Origin of the sequence: Stenotrophomonas sp. PFBMAA-4 (assembly GCF_030053215.1) — a bacterium.
In the GTDB taxonomy this organism is placed as follows: domain Bacteria; phylum Pseudomonadota; class Gammaproteobacteria; order Xanthomonadales; family Xanthomonadaceae; genus Stenotrophomonas.
In genome coordinates this window covers 12,462-30,264 of record NZ_JASGBW010000009.1, presented here as the reverse complement: position 1 = coordinate 30,264, position 17,803 = coordinate 12,462, and the positions used below count along the sequence as shown (strand labels likewise).

At 69.7% G+C, this 17,803-nt stretch carries 12 protein-coding genes; 7 read left to right on the top strand and 5 right to left on the bottom strand.

Translation table 11 applies throughout. The features are described from left to right. Positions 1-58: 58 nt before the first annotated feature. From QMZ26_RS07850 to QMZ26_RS07840, 3 genes are all read left to right on the top strand, one after another. Positions 59-514 carry a hypothetical protein gene (locus QMZ26_RS07850; RefSeq protein WP_283221105.1) on the top strand — a complete coding sequence of 152 codons (456 nt, stop codon included), beginning with the start codon at positions 59-61 and terminating at the stop codon, positions 512-514. Positions 515-666: 152 nt separating this feature from the next. Further along, a complete protein-coding gene (locus QMZ26_RS07845) occupies positions 667-927 on the top strand; it encodes a YcgL domain-containing protein (protein WP_079224213.1) in 261 nt (86 codons plus the stop codon). Further along, a complete protein-coding gene (locus QMZ26_RS07840) occupies positions 920-4,258 on the top strand; it encodes an ankyrin repeat domain-containing protein (RefSeq protein WP_283221104.1) in 3,339 nt (1,112 codons plus the stop codon). The genes QMZ26_RS07845 and QMZ26_RS07840 overlap by 8 nt, the downstream gene beginning before the upstream one ends. Before the next feature lie 204 nt (positions 4,259-4,462). Here QMZ26_RS07840 and QMZ26_RS07835 read toward each other — a convergent pair whose 3' ends face one another. After that, positions 4,463-6,241 carry a monovalent cation:proton antiporter-2 (CPA2) family protein gene (locus QMZ26_RS07835; RefSeq protein WP_283221103.1) on the bottom strand — a complete coding sequence of 593 codons (1,779 nt, stop codon included), beginning with the start codon at positions 6,239-6,241 and terminating at the stop codon, positions 4,463-4,465. Between the two features lie 361 nt (positions 6,242-6,602). Here QMZ26_RS07835 and mgtE point away from each other — a divergent pair, with 361 nt between their 5' ends. Then, complete coding sequence (mgtE, locus tag QMZ26_RS07830) at positions 6,603-7,973, top strand: magnesium transporter (RefSeq protein WP_079224207.1); 1,371 nt, start codon at positions 6,603-6,605, stop codon at positions 7,971-7,973. A gap of 157 nt (positions 7,974-8,130) precedes the next feature. Beyond that, entirely contained in the window at positions 8,131-10,851 is a 2,721-nt protein-coding gene (locus QMZ26_RS07825; RefSeq protein ID WP_283221102.1) for a bifunctional acetate--CoA ligase family protein/GNAT family N-acetyltransferase, read from the top strand. A gap of 53 nt (positions 10,852-10,904) precedes the next feature. Here QMZ26_RS07825 and QMZ26_RS07820 read toward each other — a convergent pair whose 3' ends face one another. Continuing rightward, entirely contained in the window at positions 10,905-11,285 is a 381-nt protein-coding gene (locus tag QMZ26_RS07820) for a YbjQ family protein (protein ID WP_079224204.1), read from the bottom strand. A gap of 125 nt (positions 11,286-11,410) precedes the next feature. Here QMZ26_RS07820 and QMZ26_RS07815 point away from each other — a divergent pair, with 125 nt between their 5' ends. Next, complete coding sequence (locus QMZ26_RS07815) at positions 11,411-12,112, top strand: alpha/beta hydrolase (RefSeq protein WP_283221101.1); 702 nt, start codon at positions 11,411-11,413, stop codon at positions 12,110-12,112. Positions 12,113-12,181: 69 nt separating this feature from the next. Here QMZ26_RS07815 and dkgB read toward each other — a convergent pair whose 3' ends face one another. Then, the gene (gene dkgB / locus QMZ26_RS07810; RefSeq protein WP_283221100.1) at positions 12,182-12,991 is read right to left on the bottom strand and encodes a 2,5-didehydrogluconate reductase DkgB; all 810 of its coding nucleotides are present in this window, start codon (positions 12,989-12,991) and stop codon (positions 12,182-12,184) included. An 89-nt stretch (positions 12,992-13,080) separates the two neighbouring features. Further along, on the bottom strand, positions 13,081-14,295 hold the full coding sequence (locus QMZ26_RS07805; RefSeq protein WP_283221099.1) for an MFS transporter: 1,215 nt from the start codon (positions 14,293-14,295) through the stop codon (positions 13,081-13,083). Between the two features lie 105 nt (positions 14,296-14,400). Between QMZ26_RS07805 and QMZ26_RS07800 the strand changes: the two genes are divergently transcribed. Then, positions 14,401-15,303, top strand: a complete 903-nt coding sequence (locus tag QMZ26_RS07800) for a LysR family transcriptional regulator (RefSeq protein WP_108747659.1) — start codon at positions 14,401-14,403, stop codon at positions 15,301-15,303. A gap of 296 nt (positions 15,304-15,599) precedes the next feature. Here the strand turns inward: QMZ26_RS07800 and QMZ26_RS07795 are convergent, their stop codons facing one another. Continuing rightward, positions 15,600-17,720: a methyl-accepting chemotaxis protein gene (locus QMZ26_RS07795; protein WP_283221098.1), complete on the bottom strand. Its 2,121-nt coding sequence runs from the start codon at positions 17,718-17,720 to the stop codon at positions 15,600-15,602. Positions 17,721-17,803: the final 83 nt, after the last annotated feature.

The window sequence follows — 17,803 nt, the reverse complement described above, 5'->3', positions numbered from 1 at the left end:
CAGGGGGAACACCATGAAGTCGATCCACGCCGCTGCCCTGGCAGCGGTTTTTTTGTGCGTGCCCGCGCTCCAGGCGCAGGCCGCCGGCGCACCCATCCTCATCACCGCCGACGTGCCGTACCGCGAGGGCGTGGGTGGCGAACTGATCCGCGACGAATGCCACTTCGGTCAGTACCTCAGCCAGAGCATCGTGCGCCATGCCGACGGTGCGGTGGTGGTGGGTGACAGCGAGGACGGCGCCGGCCGCAACCTGCACCTGGTGGTGACCAAGGCGCACGCTGCGGGTGGCGGTGCCATTTCCGGGCCGAAGTGGGGCCGTATCTATGGCGAGCTGAAGGAGGACGGGAAGGTGGTCGGCAACTTCACCCTGAAGCGTTCCACCAACCGGCCGTTCACCTTCCGCGCCTGCACCACGCTGGAGCAGATTGCCGAAGCGCTGGGCGGCGACGTGGTGCGCTGGCTGCAGGCGCCCACCTTCGATCCGCAGCTGACCGAAGAGGTCGCGGCCAACTGAGGCCGGTGGCGGCAGGCTGAACGCCATCGCCACATTGCTGAACCCCATCGGGGAAACGCCGTCGATCGCGCCGTCATCGTCGCGCGATGGCTTTCCCCGGTGTCGGCTTTCCGACACAATCATGGCTCTTCCCGGGTTATCGTCCCGCGGACATGCACGCCTACGTCTATAAAAGCCAACTCAAGCCGGACACCTACGTCTACCTCGCCCGTCGTGATGACTTCAGCGCGCTGCCTGCGGCGCTGGTCACCTCGCTGGGTGCGCTTTCGTTCGTCCTCGAAGTGACCCTGGATGCGCAGCGCCGGCTGGCCCAGGCCGACCCGGACAAGGTCCGCAGCGAGCTGGCCGAACGCGGCTTCTACCTGCAGGTGCCGCCCTCGGTGACCAGCATGATGCGGCGCCACTATGACTGAGCTGTCGCGCCCGCGCGCACTGTCGATCGCCTTCGTCTTCGGCGCCGTGCTGGCGCTGGGTTCGGTCGTGGGCGGGCTGGCCGGTGCCGTGCTCGCCGCACTGGCGCAGCCGGCGTTCGCGCTGGGCGTGTCGTGGTGGCGGCGCAGCCGCTCGCTGCTGCCACCGCAACTGATTGCGCGGCAGGACCTGCCGGCGCTGGCAGTGCTGTGGGCCGCTGCCCCGGCCGGCCTGGCGCTGCTGCTGGCATGGCCGTTGGCCGCGCTGCGCGACAGCGGCAGCCTGGCGGCCGTGCTTGGCCTGAGTGTGCTGGTCAGCGCCGGGCTGCTGGCCGCCTGGCGCACCTGGCCGCTGTGGAACGATGTCGAACGCCTTGATGGCAGCCTGGCCCAGCATTGGCAGGCCCTGGCCGGGCGTGACCTGACCGCCTGGCGCGGCCTGCTGGTGGCGGTGATCGTGGTCGCCCTGGCCGCGCTGATCGTGCTGCCGGCCTGGCCGGGACTGTTGCCGGAAGGCGCCGGTTGGCCCGCCGCGCTGGCCACGCTGCTGCTGTCGCCGGCCCTGCACCTGCTGCTGCAGCGGGTGGCACCGGCGCCGATGGTCAGCCTGCGCAGCAGCACCCAGGAACTGCCGAGCGGCGATGCCGAGGCCCTGTTCAATGCCGCCGCCGAAAGCACGCCGCTGGAAGCGATGGCGCCGCAGGAACTGACCCCGGCGCTGTACGAGGCGGCCCGCCACGGCCGTATCGACCGCGCGCTGCAGCTGCTGCAGGCCGGTGCCGATCCGTACGCGCTGCCGGACCCGCACTGGCGCGACCAGCGCAGCCTGGCCGTGCTCGCTGCCGTGTTGCCCGACCTGCGCCTGCTGCGCGACCTGATCGGCCGCGGGGTCGATGTGAATGCCCCGCACCGTGGCATGACCCCGCTGCTGGCCGCGACCCGCGACAGCTGGCATGGCCGCCCCGAAGCGGTGATGACCCTGCTGGCCAACGGCGCCGATTCGCGCGCGGTGGACAGCGATGGCAACACGCCGCTGCACCACGCTGCGCGCAGTTCCGACCCGGGCGTGGCCGCGCTGCTGCGCGATGCCGCCGCCGAAGTGGATGCGCTCAACACCGAGGGCTGGTCGCCGCTGGCCGTGGCCTGCCAGGTCGGCAACTGGCGCCTGGCCCGCTTCCTGCTCGAGCGCGGTGCGCGCAGCGAGCCCAGCGATGGCACGCCGGTGCTGCTGGCCGCCGCCGCCACCGAGGACGACGATCCGGCCGGCGTGCAGCTGCTTCTCAAGCACAAGGCCCGCGCCGACGCGCGCGACCGCCAGCGCCGCAGCGCGCTGCACGAAGCTGCCCTGGCCGGCCATGTCGAGATCATCGGCGTGCTGCTGGGGGCGGGGGCGAACCTGGAAGCGCGCGATGCGCTGGGCCGCACGCCGTGGCTGGAAGCCGCCCGCGCCGGCCGCGCCGCCGCCATCGAACACCTGCTGCCGCACAAGCCCGACCTGGTCGCTGTCGATGGCGAAGGCCGCAATGCCGTGCTGCTGGCCGCGATGGCCGAGGATGTTTCGCCGCTGCTGGTCAAGCGCCTGGTCGACCTGGGCATCGCCGCCGATGCCAGCGATCCGCTCGGCCGCCGCGCCGTGGACTACGCCGCCGAGGCCGGCCGCTGGGCGATCGTGGCCCTGCTGGACCCGTCCTACCCGCTGCCGGCGGCGGTCAGCGATGGCCTGGCCGAGCGCGGTGAGGCCGCCAGTGCCAGCGGCCTGCTGCCCGACCGCCCGCCGCTGACCCTGCTGCGCGAAGCGCTGGGCTTCGGCAATACCGAAGGCATGGCCGCGCTGGCCAAGCTGTGCCAGCCCGAAGAACTGGGCGGGCTGCTGCTCGACCCGGAGCTGGCACTGGAACCGCGTGCGGTCGACTGGCTGCTGGGCCACGGCGCCGACCCGTACGTGCGCGACGCCTGTGCCGATACCCCCATGTTCGCCCTGCTGTCGCGTGGCATCGACGCGGTGCCGGCGCTGCAGGTGATGCTGCAGCGTGGCCTGTCGCCGGCCGGCCGCGGTGGCCTGGCCCGCTTCCTCGCTGCCTGCGCGCAGCACGACCAGGCCGCACGCGGCCTGGAGCAGCTGGCGCTGGAACTGCTCGAGCGCGGTGCCGATCCGTTCGCCGCTTCGCCGGCCGGTGATCCGCCGCTGTCGCTGGCGGTGCGCCTGGGCTGGCTGCGCCTGCAGCAGGCCCTGCTCAATGCCGGTGTCGACCGCGAAGCCCGCGACAGCCACGGCATGACCGCCCTGCACCTGGCGACCGCGCTTGCCCGCGAAGGCGCACTGAAGCTGCTGGTGCAGCACGGCGCTTCGCCGGAAGCGCGTGCTGCCGATGGCCAGACGCCGCTGGGCGTGGCGCTGTCGATCGGCCGCCGCGACCTCGCCGACTGGCTGGATTGGCGGGTGTGGCCGCTGCCGCGCCGCACGCTGCGCGAAAGCGACCTGCCGGCTGCAGCCATGGTTGGTGACGTCGATGCCGTGCGCCGCTTGAACGATCTGGGCTTTGCCATCGACGCCGTCGATGCGCAGGGCTGCACCGCGCTGCTGCGCGCCGCCGGCGGTGGCCACCTGGCGGTGGTCGACCTGCTGCTGGCGCGTGGCGCCGATCCGCAGCATGGCGCGGCCAGTGGCGCGACCCCGCTGTCGGCGGCGGTCAGCATGCGCCAGGTGGATATCGTCTCGGCCCTGCTCGACGCCGGTGCCCAGCTGGAACACCGCCTGCCAGGCGGGGTGACCGTGCTGATGCTGGCGTCCGCGCTGGGCCTGCCGGACATCGTCGCGCGCCTGCTCACCGCCGGTGCCGACGTGCATGCCGGCGATGCCCAGCAGCTGGGCCCGCTGCACTGCGCGGCGCTGTACGGCTTCAGCGCCCGCGACCGTTCGCGCCTGCTGGCCCTGCTGGATACGCTGCTGCTGGCCGGCGCCGAGCCGGACCAGGCCGCGGCCGGTTCGGTCACCCCGCTGCTGCTGCTGCTGGGCGCACGCGCCGAGCCGGGCACCGCCTGCGACGAACAGGTGGTGATGGCTGCGGTGGAGCGCCTGCTGGATGAGGACGTGAGCCTGGACGTGCGTGACCCGCGCGGCTTCGGCCCGCTGCACCTGGCCGCCCTGCACGGCCTGCCGCTGCTGGTACAGCGCCTGCTGCGCGCCGGTGCCGATCCGGAAGTGCGCGACAGCCTCAACCGCAGCCCGCGCGAGATCGCAGTGATGCGCGGCTTCATCGACGTGGCCGGCGAATTCGAACCGCGCGTGCCCGGCGTGTCCTCGATGGCCCGGTTCCTGCGCGACAACGGCTGATCCCTGCAAAAGGGTAGTGCCGGCCGCTGGCCGGCAACTTCATGAAACCTCCGGGATCTCGAGATTGCCGGCCAGCGGCCGGCACTACCGGGCCCGCCATCGACCGGGTGGGTGCCGACCGTTGGTCGGCATGAGATTCTGGGTGGGTGCCGACCGTTGGTCGGCATGAGATTCTGGGTGGGTGCCGACCGTTGGTCGGCACGCCTATTTCTCGTCGCTTTCCGCGTCGGCCTCGAACAGGTGCATCAGGTCATTGCGCGCATCGCGCGAGGTCTGGATCACCGCGGCCTCATCGTCGTAGACCAGGTACTGGTCACGCAGCAGCTGCTCGTCATGCTCGCGGAACCGCTGCACATGGCGCTGCGCCACGTCCGCCGCCACGCCCAGCGCGGTCAGCACCCGCCCGCTCATTTCCAGGCTGGTGCCGAACACCTCGCGGAACGGTTCGGCCGACATGTCCATCAGGCGCCAGGCATGCTGGCGGTTGCGCGCACGCGCCAGCACCTTCGCATCCGGGTACAGGCGGCGCACCATCCGCACCGCGCGCAGGTTGGTCTCCGGGTCGTCCACGGTGATCACGAACACATCGATGTGCTCGCCCCCCGCCGCGCGCAGCATCTCCGGTCGGGTCGGGTCGCCGTAGTACAGCTGGTTGCCGAAGCGGCGCAGGTCGGCCACGGTGTCAGGGTTCGCCTCCAGCGCCACGAAGGGCACCTTCTGCGCGGTCAGCAGGCGCGCGATCACCTGGCCGAAGCGGCCCATGCCGGCGATCAGCACCTTGGGCTGGTTGTCCGGCGCGACCTTGTCGGCCGGTGCGGCATCGCGCGGCGCAGGCTTTTCCCGGCCCAGCAGCTTCAGCAGCACGAGCATCAGCAGCGGCGTGATCGCCATCGACAGGCCGACGATGGCCACCAGCCGGTCATGGTTGGCATCGCCCAGCAGGTGCGCACGCTGGGCCTCGTTGAACACCACGAACGCGAACTCGCCACCCAGCCAGAGCACGCTGCCCAGCAGCAGTGACTGCCGCGAATCCAGCCTGGCGATGCGGCCGATGGCGTACAGCAGGCTGAACTTCACCACCAGCAGCGCGGCCACGCCGGTGGCGATCAGCCATGGCTCGGCGGTGATGCGGTCCAGGTCGATGCCCATGCCCACGGCGATGAAGAACAGGCCCAGCAGCAGGCCCTTGAACGGCTCGATCTGCGCTTCCAGTTCGTGCCGGAATTCCGAGTCGGACAACAGCACGCCTGCCAGGAACGCGCCCAGGCTGGGGCTGAGGCCGGCTTCCTGCATGAACCAGGCGGTGCCCAGCACCACCAGCAGCGCGGTGGCGGTGAACACCTCGGGGCTGCGGGTGCGGGCGATGATGCCGAACACCTTGCGCAGCACCGGGCGCCCGCACAGGATCACCACCGCCAGCGCACCCAGTGCCACGGCCGCGTCTTCCCAGCGCAGGGTCTGGTTCTTGGCCCCGCCCAGCAGCGGAATGGCGGCCAGCAACGGGATGGCGATCAGGTCCTGGAACAGCAGGATGGCAAAGCCCAGCCGGCCATGGTCGCTGTTGATCGCCTTGTGTTCGGACAGCAGCTGCAGGCCCACCGCGGTGGACGACAGGGCCAATGCGATGCCGACCACCAGCGCGCTCTTCCACTGGAAGTGGTCGAGCAGCAGCAGGCCACCCAGCAGCAGGCCGGACAGCGCCACCTGCGCCGCACCGGCACCGAACACCGAGCGCCGCATTACCTTCAGGCGTGCCGGCGACAGCTCCAGGCCGATGACGAACAGCAGCATCACCACGCCGATCTCGGCGGCGCCGAGGATGCGGTCGGCATCCTGCACGAAACCCAGCCCGTCCGGGCCCAGCACCACGCCGGCGGCGAGGTAACCCAGCACCGCACCGAAGCCGAACTTCTTGAACACCGGCACCGCGATCACCGCGGCCAGCAGCAACACCAGCGCCAGTTCAAGACCACCGCTATGCATGGGAATACCTGGTCATCGCGGGGGCCCGGGGTGCGTTCGTTCGGCTGGGGGACTGCGGCCATGCAGGCCGCCCCTTCATTATGCGCGCCGGCCCGTGCACGAACGACAACGGGGTTGCAACGTGGCGGCGGCCACTGGCCCGGCCAGGGTTGACCGGGCGTGCCGGCAGGTCCAGACTGCCTGCCGCTGTCGGCCCACCCCTGTGGGGCGTGTCCGCCAGTACACCCATCCGGAGTCCCCAACCCATGTCCAGCGACAGTAGAAGTCGACCTCGTTCGACGCCAGCGATGGCCACCGCCTGACATCGGGACGGTTTGCCTGCGTTGGCGTTGCGCGAGGTCGCACCCCACAAGGCAAACCCATGAACCAGAAGCAATTGCTGCGCCCGGTGGCCGATGCCGCCGCACTGGCGGCACCCCTGGCCAACTACAACACCGCCGATGCGGTGGAGTTCCTCAACACGCTCGACCTGCAGCGCGCCGCCGAAACGCTGGCTGCGCTGTCGCTGCCGCGCGCGGTGAAGATGCTCGAAGCGCCGGAACTGCACCGCAGTGGCGAGCTGGTGGCCGCACTGCCGCCGGCCCGCGCCGCCGCACTGCTGGGCCTGATGGCCGACGACCGTGCCACCGACATTGTCCACGAGCTGGACGAGGAAGAGCGTGCGCGGCTGATCCCGCTGCTGGGCAGCGATGCCCGCCAGGCCATCCAGACGCTGCTGAGCTACCCGCCCAACACCGCCGGCGCGTTGATGACCACCGAGTTCGTCGCCGTGCCCGCCACCTGGACCGTCGCCCAGACCCTGCAGCACATCCGCCAGGTCGAGCGCACCCGCGAGACCGTGTACGCCATCTACGTGCTCGACCCGGCCAGCCAGCAGCTGCAGCAGGTGGTGACCATGCGCCGGCTGATCACCGGCCTGCCGGAGGAGTCGATCCTCGACGTGGCCCAGGTCAACCCACCGGTCACTGTCGATGCCCTGCTGGACCAGGAAGAAGTGGCGCGGCTGATCCGCCGCCACGACCTGCTGGCCATCCCGGTGGTGGACGCGCAGCAGCACCTGCTGGGCATCGTCACCGTCGATGACGTGCTCGATGCGCTCATCGAGGAATCGACCGAGGACGCGCACAAGTTCGGCGGCATGGAAGCGCTGGACAAGCCCTACATGCAGATCGGCTTCTTCGAGATGCTGCGCAAGCGCGCCGGCTGGCTGAGCGTGCTGTTCCTCGGCGAAATGCTCACTGCCAGCGCGATGCAGCACTACGAGGACGAACTGGCCCGCGCGGTGGTGCTGACGCTGTTCATTCCGCTCATCATGAGCTCGGGCGGCAACTCGGGTTCGCAGGCCACCTCGCTGCTGATCCGCAGCCTGGCCCTGCGCGAGCTGCGCCTGGGCGACTGGTGGAAGGTGGCGCTGCGCGAAGTGCCCACCGGGATGGTGCTGGGCGCCATCCTCGGCTGCCTGGCCATCGTGCGCATCGTCATCTGGCAGCTGGGCGGCCTGCATGACTACGGCGAGCACTGGATCCTGCTGGCCATCACCATCGGCGCGGCGCTGGTGGGCATCGTCACCTTCGGTTCGCTGTCCGGCTCGATGCTGCCCTTCATCCTCAAGCGCCTGGGCTTCGACCCGGCCAGCGCCTCGGCCCCGTTCGTGGCCACCCTGGTGGACGTGACCGGCCTGGTGATCTATTTCAGCATCGCCGCGATGATCCTGCACGGCACCCTGTTGTAACAGGGACGTCATCCACGCATGGCGTGGATCTACTGGATCGCTGCGTCATCCACGCATGGCGTGGATCTACCGGATCGCTGCGTCATCCACGCCGGGTGACGCTGCGATGTTGCGCTGGATCATGCGCCGGGCGCGCCGGTGCGTGTACCGTAGGCGCATGAGTACCTACCACCTGCAGTCCGTGTTCCGTCCGCAGTCGGTCGCGGTGATCGGCGGCAGCCCGCGCGAGCGCTCCGCCGGCCGTGCGGTGATGCGCAACCTGCGTGGCACCGGCTTTCCCGGCAAGGTGGCGTGGATCAACCCGCGCCACGCCGAGATCGATGGCATCCGCACGGTCAAGCGGCTGAAGGATCTCGATTGGGTGCCCGACCTGGTGGTCATCACCGCGCCGGCGGCGATCGTGCCGCAGGTGGTGCGCACCGCCGCCGAGCGCGGCGTGCAGGCGGCCATCATCCTCACCGCGCACCTCGGCGAGGGCCCGGGCTCGCTGTCCGAACAGGTGGAAACGGTGGCGCGCAAGCATGGCCTGCGCATCCTCGGCCCGCATTGCCTGGGCGTCATCGCGCCGCATGCGCGGCTCAACGCCAGCATCGCCGCGCACTTCCCGCAGGCCGGTGACCTCGCCCTGATCTCCGAATCCTCGGCCATTGCCGCCGCGCTGGTGGAATGGGGCGTGGCCCGCTCGGTCGGCTTTTCCGCCGTCGTCTCGCTGGGCGACACGATGGACGTCGACTTCGGCGACCTGCTCGACTACTTCGCCACCGATTACCGCACCCGCGCCATCCTGCTCTACGTCGAGCACATCAAGGACGCGCGCAAGTTCATGTCGGCCGCGCGTGCCGCCGCCCGTGCCAAGCCCGTGGTGGTGGTGAAATCCGGCCGCGCCGAGCGCGTGCAGCCGGGCAGCGCCGATACCCACGTGCAGGCGCTGGCGCGCGCCGATGATGTCTACGGCGCGGCCTTCAACCGCGCCGGCCTGCTGCGCGTGAGCGCACTGGACGAGTTGTTCACCGCCGCCGAAACCCTGGGACGCCTGGGGACATTCCCCGGCCGCCGCCTGGCGGTGCTCAGCAATGGCGGTGGCGTTGGCCGCCTGGCAGTGGACCAGCTGATCGCGCTGCGCGGTACCCTGGCGCAGCTGTCCGACAGCACGGTGGAAACGCTGGACAAGGTGCTGCCGCAGGGCTGGTCGCGCAGCAATCCGGTCGACATCGTGGTCGACGCCGACGGCGATCGATACGCGGCCGCCATCGAAGCCCTGCTGGCCGACAACGAGAACGATGCGGTGATGGTGGTCAACGTGCCCACTGCGTTCACCTCGTCCGCCGATGCCGCGCAGGCACTGACCCGCACCCTCGGCCTGCGCCCGCGCCACCACCGTGACAAGCCGGTGTTCGCCGTGTGGCTGGGCAACGATGACCAGGCCACGGCCACGCTCAACGCGGCGCGCGTGCCGACCTATCCCACCGAAGCCGAAGCCGTGCGCGGCTTCCAGCACCTGGTGCGTTACCGCGAAGCGCAGAACGCGCTGATGGAAACGCCGCCGAGCCTGCCGCAGGATTTCAGCGTGGACACCGCGCGTGCGCGTGCGTTGGTCGAGGCCGCGCTGAGCAACGGCCAGCAATGGCTGGACCCGCTGGCCACCCACGATCTGCTCAAGGCCTACGGCATTCCCTCCGCGCCGGTGATGCATGCGCGCGATGCGCACGAGGCGATGGACCTGGCGCAGCCGCTGCTGGAGCGCGGTGCCACGGTCGCGCTGAAGATCCTCTCGCCGGACATTCCGCATAAATCCGAAGTGGACGGCGTGCGCCTGAACCTGGCGACGCTGCCGGCGGTGCAGGCCGCGGCCACGGCCATCCTCGAACGCGCGCGCCAGCTGCGCCCGGAAGCACGCATCGACGGCCTGCTGGTGCAGCCGACCATCGTCCGCCCGAAGGCGCGCGAGATCATCGTCGGCATCGCCGATGACGCCACGTTCGGCCCGGTCATCGTGGTCGGCCGCGGTGGCACCGCGGTGGAAGTGATCAACGACAAGGCGCTGGCACTGCCGCCGCTGGACCTGCGCCTGGCCCATGAACTGATCGGCCAGACCCGCGCCTCGCGCATCCTCAAGGCCTATGGCGATGTGCCCGCCGCCGACGAGCGCGCGCTGGCGCTGGCACTGGTGAAGCTGGCGCAGCTGGCCGCCGACATTCCCGAAGTGCGCACGCTGGACATCAACCCGCTGCTGGTGGACGGCAAGGGCATCCTCGCCCTCGATGCGCGCGTGGCCATCGCGCCGTCGCGCATCCTGCACAAGGGCCGTGGCCATCCGCGTTTCTCGGTGTTTCCGTACCCGAAGGAGTGGGAGCGCACCATCGAGCTGTCCGACGGTGGCCGTGCCTTCGTGCGCCCGGTGCGGCCGGAGGACGATGCGCTGTTCCGTGCGTTCTTCGCCCGCGTCAGCGACGAGGACCTGCGCCTGCGCTTCTTCCAGTCAGTGAAGCACTTCAGCCACGAGTTCATCGCGCGCCTGACCCAGCTCGACTACGCGCGCTCGATCGCGCTGGTGGCCATCGACCCGCGCAACGGTGACATGCTGGGCGCCGTACGCCTGCATGCGGACGCGGACTACCACCGCGGCGAGTACGGCATCCTGATCCGCTCCGACCTGAAGGGTCACGGCATCGGCTGGCGCCTGATGGCGATCATGATCGAGTACGCCAAGTGGCTGGGGCTGGACGTGGTGGAAGGCCAGGTGCTGCGCGAGAACAGCACCATGCTGGCGATGTGCCAGAGCCTGGGCTTCAAGACAAAGCTGGACCCGGACGACCCGACGGTGATGATGGTGACCCTGCCGGTACAGCAGGTCGAAGTCGCCGCACCCCCGCTGTAGAGCCGAGCCCACGCTCGGCTGCATTTCATGCCATGCCCGGCGGAACGTCGGATTCAACGCAGCGGTTCCACCACCACCGCCGTGCCATAGCACAGCACCTCGGTCAGCCCGGTCATCACGTCGGTGGCGTCATAGCGCATGCCGATGATGGCGTTGGCGCCCAGCTGCCGCGCGTGCTTGACCATGTCGCGGTAGGTTTCCTCGCGGGCCTGCTCGCACAGTTCTGTGTAGATGGTGATGTTGCCGCCGAAGAGCGTCTGGATCCCGCCCAGGAAATTGCCGACGATCGAGCGCGAACGCACGGTGATGCCGCGCACCACGCCCAGGCTGCGGGCCACGCGGTAGCCCGGCAGCTCGAAGGCGGTGGTGACCAGGGAATCCTCGAAGCGCAGGGCCGGAGGGGAGGGGATGCCACTGTTGTAGGGGTCTGCCATGCTGCTGCCTTCTGTAGAGTCGAGCTTGCTCGACTGGCTGTGTGGTGGTCGGGCAGGCTCGACTCTACAGCCCAACGGCCCGTTGCGGCATGGCCGTGCTCTTGCCGCCGCGCGACAATACCCCCATGACCGATCGCATCCCCCTGCTGCTGCTCCCCGGCCTGCTCAACGACGCCGAGCTGTGGCGCGCACAGCTGGCCGACCTGGCCGACATCGCCGACTGCACCGTGGGTGACCAGACCCGTGGCGAGACGCTGCAGGCGGTGGCCGAGGACGTGCTGGCGCAGGCACCCGAGCGCTTCGCCCTGGCGGGTTTCTCGCTGGGGGGCTTCGTCGCCCAGCAGATCCTGCGCATCGCGCCCGAGCGCGTGCTGCAGCTGGCGCTGGTCGATACCTCGATCCATGCCGATTCGCCCGAACGCGCCGAACAGCGCCGCAGCCAGCGCGCCAGCGTGCGCCTGCCCGGCAAGTTCCATGGCTTCGGTGATGCGCTGATGCGCAGCTACATCGATGCGTCGCGGCTGGATGACTACGTGCTGGTGCAGCGCGTGCGCGACATGACCGCGCGGCTGGGGGCAGAAGTGTTCCTGCGCCAGAGCGGGCTGGAACGGCGCGACGGCCATGACGTGCTGGCCGCGTACCGCGACCCGCTGCTGATTGTCTGCGGTGCCAACGATCGCATCACGCCGCTGGCGGTGAGCGAGGAAATGCACGCGCTGGTGCCGCACTCGCAGCTGGTGGTGGTGCCCGACTGCGGGCACCTGGCACCGATGGAAAAGCCGGACAACGTGAGTGCGGCGATGCGCGGCTGGTTGTTGCAGGGCTGATGGATCCGCCGGGCATGACCCGGCGGACGTTTCCCACGGTGGCGCCGGGCGATGCCCGGCGGCGTCCGATCAATCCCAGGCCGGGGCGATGCCTTCCGGGTTGGCCAGGCGCTGGCCGCGGTCGAGCTTGGCGATCTGCGCCATGTCTTCGTCGGTCAGGCGGATCGCGGCCGCTTCCAGGTTGCCGGCCAGGTTGTCGCGCTTGGTCGACGACGGGATGACCGCAAAGCCCTGCTGCAGCGCCCAGGCCAGTGCAACCTGGGCCGGGGTGGCCTGGTGGCGGCCAGCAATGGCCTGGATCACCGGGTCCTTCAGCACTTCGCCGTAGGCCAGGCTCATGTAGGCGGTGATGGCGATGCCGTTGTCCTGCAGGAACTGCACCAGCAGGCGGTTCTGCAGGTACGGGTGGATCTCGATCTGGTTGGTGGCGATGGCACCGGCGCCGAGGATCTCGATCGCCTTGCGGGTCTGGGCGATGGTGAAGTTGGAGATGCCGATCTCGCGGGTCAGGCCCTGCGCCTTGGCCTCGGCCAGCGCCGGCAGGTATTCCTCCATCGGCACGTCCACCTTGTCATTCGGCGAGGGCCAGTGGATCAGGGCCAGGTCGACGTGGTCGGTGCGCAGCTTTTCCAGGCTGGTCCGCAGGCTGGCCAGCAGCGCATCGTGCTTGAACTCGGTGATCCACACCTTGGTGGTCAGGTAGATCTCGTCGCGCGGCACGCCGGATTCGGCGATGGCCTGGCCGACCTCGGCTTCATTGCCGTAGATCTGCGCGGTGTCGATGGCGCGGTAGCCGACGTCCAGGGCGTTGCGCACCGAATCGATGACGGTCTGGTCTTTGAGGCGGAAGGTACCCAGACCAAAGGCGGGGACAGTCATGGAAAGCTCCAACGGGGGGGAAAAGGAGTGAACGGGAAGGGTAGGGCAGGGACCGTATGCATGCCGGCAACGGTGCATTGCATGGCCGGTCAATGTGCCGCCACGGCGATGCCATCGGCACGGTGGTCAATGCCATCGCGGTGGTCCAGGCGGCCGCTGAGCACGGTCAGCGCATAGGCCAGCACCACCACCAGCGCACCCAGCCACGGGGTATGCATCAGGCCGATGTGCTCCACCACCAGGCCACCCAGCGAGGCACCCAGGGCGATGCCGATGTTGAACGCGGCGATGTTCAGGCCCGAGGCCACGTCGGTGGCCTGCGGCGCATAGCGCTGCGCCTGCTTGACCACATACACCTGCAGGCCGGGCACGTTGCCGAACGCCACCGCGCCCAGGGCCAGCACGGTCAGCAGCATCAGCCAGGTGCTGTAGGCGGTGAAGGTGAGCACGAACAGCACGATGGCCAGCAGCGCGAAGATGCGCTTGAGCGCCGGCACCGGGCCCAGGCGGTCGGCCAGGCGGCCACCCCACAGGTTGCCGATCGCCACCGACACGCCGTACACCAGCAGCACCAGGCTGACCGCATTGGCCGAGAAACCGGTGACGTCCTGCAGGATCGGCGCCAGGTAGGTGAAGGCCAGGAACGTACCGCCATAGCCCAGCGCGGTCATCGCATAGACCAGCAGCAGGCGCGGCTGCGCCAGTACGCCCAGCTGCTGGCGGAAGCTGGCCGGCGCGCTCTGCGGCACGTTGCGCGGCACGAACAGCAGCGCACCCAGCAGGGCCACCACGCCCAGCCCGGCCACGGCCAGGAAGGTCGCGCGCCAGCCCAGGTGCTGGCCGATGAAGGTGCCCAGCGGCACGCCGGTCACCAGCGCCACGGTCAGGCCGGTGAACATGATGGCGATCGCGCTGGCCGCTTTTTCCTTCGGCACCACCGCGGTGGCGATGATCGAGCCGATGGAGAAGAACACGCCGTGCGCCAGGCCGGTGAGGATGCGGGCGACGATCAGCGAGGTGTAGCCCGGCGCCATCCAGGCGATGACGTTGCCCAGGGTGAACATCAGCATCAGCGCCACCAGCAGCTGCTTGCGCGGCACGCGGCCGGTCAGCGCGGTCAGCACCGGCGCGCCGATGGCCACGCCCAGCGCGTACAGCGAGACCAGCAGGCCGGCCGAGGGCAGGCTGACGTGGAGGTCGGCGGCAATGGTGGGGATCAGGCCGACGATGACGAACTCGGTGGTGCCGATGGCGAAGGCGCCGAGGGTCAGCGCCAGCAGGGCGAGGGGAATGCCACGGGTCATGGCAGGCTCCGAAGGGAAGGAAGGCGCGCAGTGTGCGCGGCGCACCTTTGCCGAAAAACCAGTCTTCACGCCAATCACTCTTGCCTGGTGGTCAATAATGGCGGCATGAAGACGACCCTCGACGAAATGCAGGCCTTCCTGGCCGTCATCGACAGCGGCTCGATCAGCGCCGCCGCCGAACAGCTGGGACAGACCCCCTCCGGCGTCAGCCGCGCGCTGGGCCGGCTGGAGGAAAAGCTGGGCACCACCCTGCTGACCCGCACCACGCGCCGCCTGCACCTGACCGCCGAGGGCGAGGCCTACCTGCGCCACGCGCGGGCGATCATCGATGCGGTGGAGTCGGCCGAAGAACAGATGGCCGCCCGCCGCGAGCGTCCGGCCGGACGGCTGCGCGTGGATGCGGCCATGCCCTTCGTGCTGCACGTGATCGCGCCGCTGGTGGCCAGCTATCGCGCGCGCTACCCGGAGGTGCAGCTGGAATTGAACAGCTCCGAGCGCTACATCGACCTGCTGGAACGGCGCACCGACCTGGCCATCCGCATCGGCCCGCTGGCCGATTCGACCCTGCATGCGCGCGCGCTGGGACGCTGCCGGCTGCAGCTGGTGGCCAGCCCGGCCTATCTGGCCGCGCACGGCGAACCGTCCAGCGTGGCCGCACTGGGCCAGCACACGCTGCTTGGCTTCAACGAGCCGGAATCATTGAACCGCTGGCCGCTGCCGGGCGATGCCGACGGGCAACTGCTGGTGCGTCCGGATATCGCCGTATCCAGCGGCGAAACCCTGCGCCGGCTGGCGGTGGAAGGCGTAGGCATCACCTGCCTGTCCGACTTCGTGACCGACCGCGATCGCGCCGCCGGCACGCTGGTGCCGGTGCTGGCCGCGCAGACGCTGGATGTCTACCAGCCGATCCACGCGGTGTATTACCGCAACACCGCGGTGTCGGCGCGCATCAGCTCGTTCCTGGATCACCTGGGCGAAGTGATGGCGCAGGGTGATTATCTGCGCTGAGGCTTGGTGGGTGCGGACCGGCTCCTTTGGTGGGTGCGGACCGTTGGTCCGCACTGATCCTGCCGTGGCCCGACCAACGGTCGGGCGCTACCGGTGGGGCTGATGGGTGTGGACGGGCTCCCTCGGTGGGTGCGGACCGCTGGTCCGCACTGATCCTGCCGTGGCCCGACCAACGGTCGGGCGCTACCGGTGGGGCTGATGGGTGTGGACGGGCCCCCTCGGTGGGTGCGGACCGTTGGTCCGCACTGATCCTGCCGTCGCCCGACCAACGGTCGGGCGCTACCCATTCAACACCGTCATGCCGCGCGCGCGAAGCCGTCCTGCGTCGTCGCCGCACTCGACAGATCAAATACATCCACCGCTTCGATCAAGCGGTCGGCCTGCTGTTCCAGGCTGCGCGCGGCTGCACTGGCTTCTTCCACCAGCGCCGCGTTCTGCTGGGTGGTGCCATCCATCTGGATGACGGTCTGGCTGACCTGCTCGATGCCCGCGCTCTGTTCCTGCGACGCTGCGGAAATCTCGGCCATGATGTCGGTCACGCGCTGCACCGACGCCACGATCTCGGCCATCGTGTCTCCCGCCTGGCGCACGCGCTGGGCGCCGTGGCCGACCTGTTCCACCGAGGCTTCGATCAGGGTCTTGATCTCCTTGGCGGCCGCCGCCGAACGCTGCGCCAGGGTGCGCACCTCGCTGGCCACCACCGCGAAGCCACGGCCCTGTTCGCCGGCACGCGCCGCTTCCACGGCTGCGTTCAACGCCAGGATGTTGGTCTGGAACGCGATGCCGTCGATGACGCTGATGATCGCCGCGATCTGCCGCGAGGACGTCTCGATCGCGCCCATGGTCGCCACCACCTGGCCGACCACTTCACCGCCCTGCGAGGCCACGCCATGCGCGCCGATCGCGAGCTGGTTGGCCTGGCGCGCGTGTTCGGCATTCTGGCGCACGGTGGAGGTCAGTTCCTCCATCGACGCGGCGGTTTCTTCCAGGTTGGCCGCCTGCTGTTCGGTGCGGCGCGACAGATCGTTGTTGCCAGCAGCAATCTCGGCAGCAGCCGAATGGATGTTGCCCGAGGTGTGCTTGATGTCGGTAACAATGGTCGCCAGCTGCGCCGCGGTGGTGTTGGCATCGCTGGCGATGCGCGCGAACACGCCCTGGAAATCGCCGTGCATGCGCGCGCCCAGGCGGCCATCGGCAATCGCCCGCAGCATCGCCGATACCTCGCCCAGATTCTGTTCGGTGCCCTGCATCAGCTGGTTCAGGCCATCGACCATCGCGCGGAAGTCATGCTCGAAACGTGCGGTGTCGCCGCGCTGGCTGAAATCGCCGGCCGCCGCAGCACCGGCCAGGCGGCGGATCTCGCCGTTGATCGCGCCGAGATTGCGCTTGACCGCATCCAGCGCCTCGGTGATCACCGCCTTCTCGCCCGGCAGGCGTTCCATGTCCTGGCTGAGGTCGCCCACCGCGTAGCGGCCCATGACCGCGATCGCGCGCATCTTCACCTGGATGTGTGCGTCGACCAGCGCGTTGGTGTCGGCCACCATGCGTCCGTACGCGCCGGGGAACGCGGCGGCCTGCATGCGGTGGCTGATGGTGCCGGCGTCGTGCGCCTGCGCCATCGCCGCCTGTGCGGCAAGCACGTCGCGCAGGGTGCCCTGCACGGCCTGCATGGCCTGCGCCAGGCGGCCGATCTCATCGCGGCTGTGCACCTGCACCACATGGTCCAGGTCACCGGCGGCCACCGCGCGTGCGGCGGCTTCCACCGCCAGCACCGGTTGCACCACGGCACGCCGCAGCCACCAGCCCAGGCCGGCCAGCAACAGCACCGCTGCGGTGATGGTCAGCACCGCGCACACCACCAGCGTGCGCCGTGCCTGCTGCGAACGCGCGGCCACCGCGGCTTCGGCCACCTGCGAGGCGTGCGTGCCCAGCGCATCCAGCGCCGCCGCCACCGGACGATCCTTGCCGCGTACCAGCGTGTCACCGGCGGCAGGGTCGTAGCCGGCTTCGGCAAAGGCCTGCAGGGCGGCGTGGTAGTCCTTCTGCAGCTGCGCGTGCAGGGCGCTGAAGGCCTTCGCCATGTCGCGGGTGCGCGCATCGGGGCTGGTGGCCAGGCCGCTGGCCAGTGTCTCCACACGCTTGCCCTCGTCATCGAAGGCCTGCAGGTGGCGCTGGCGCAGCGCTTCGTCGTGGCCGCGCAGCAGCACGTTCTTCCATTCCTGCACCTGGCCGCGGAACTCACGCTGCAGGTGCTCGGCAGCGCGGCTGTGGGCGACCTCCGCGGGCACTTCGGTGGACAGCTTCAGCCACGCCGATGCCAGGCCCGCGAGGGCGCACAGCAGGACGATGGCCAGGCCGACGGATACAGCACCAAGCAGCTTCGACTGCAGCCGCGGCGCACGGGAGGAGACGTTCATGGGGCGGACTCACGGAAGGGGGGCGATGCGGTATCGACCGCGCTTGAGTCCTCTGAAGTGCGAAGCCGATCACATTACTGTTG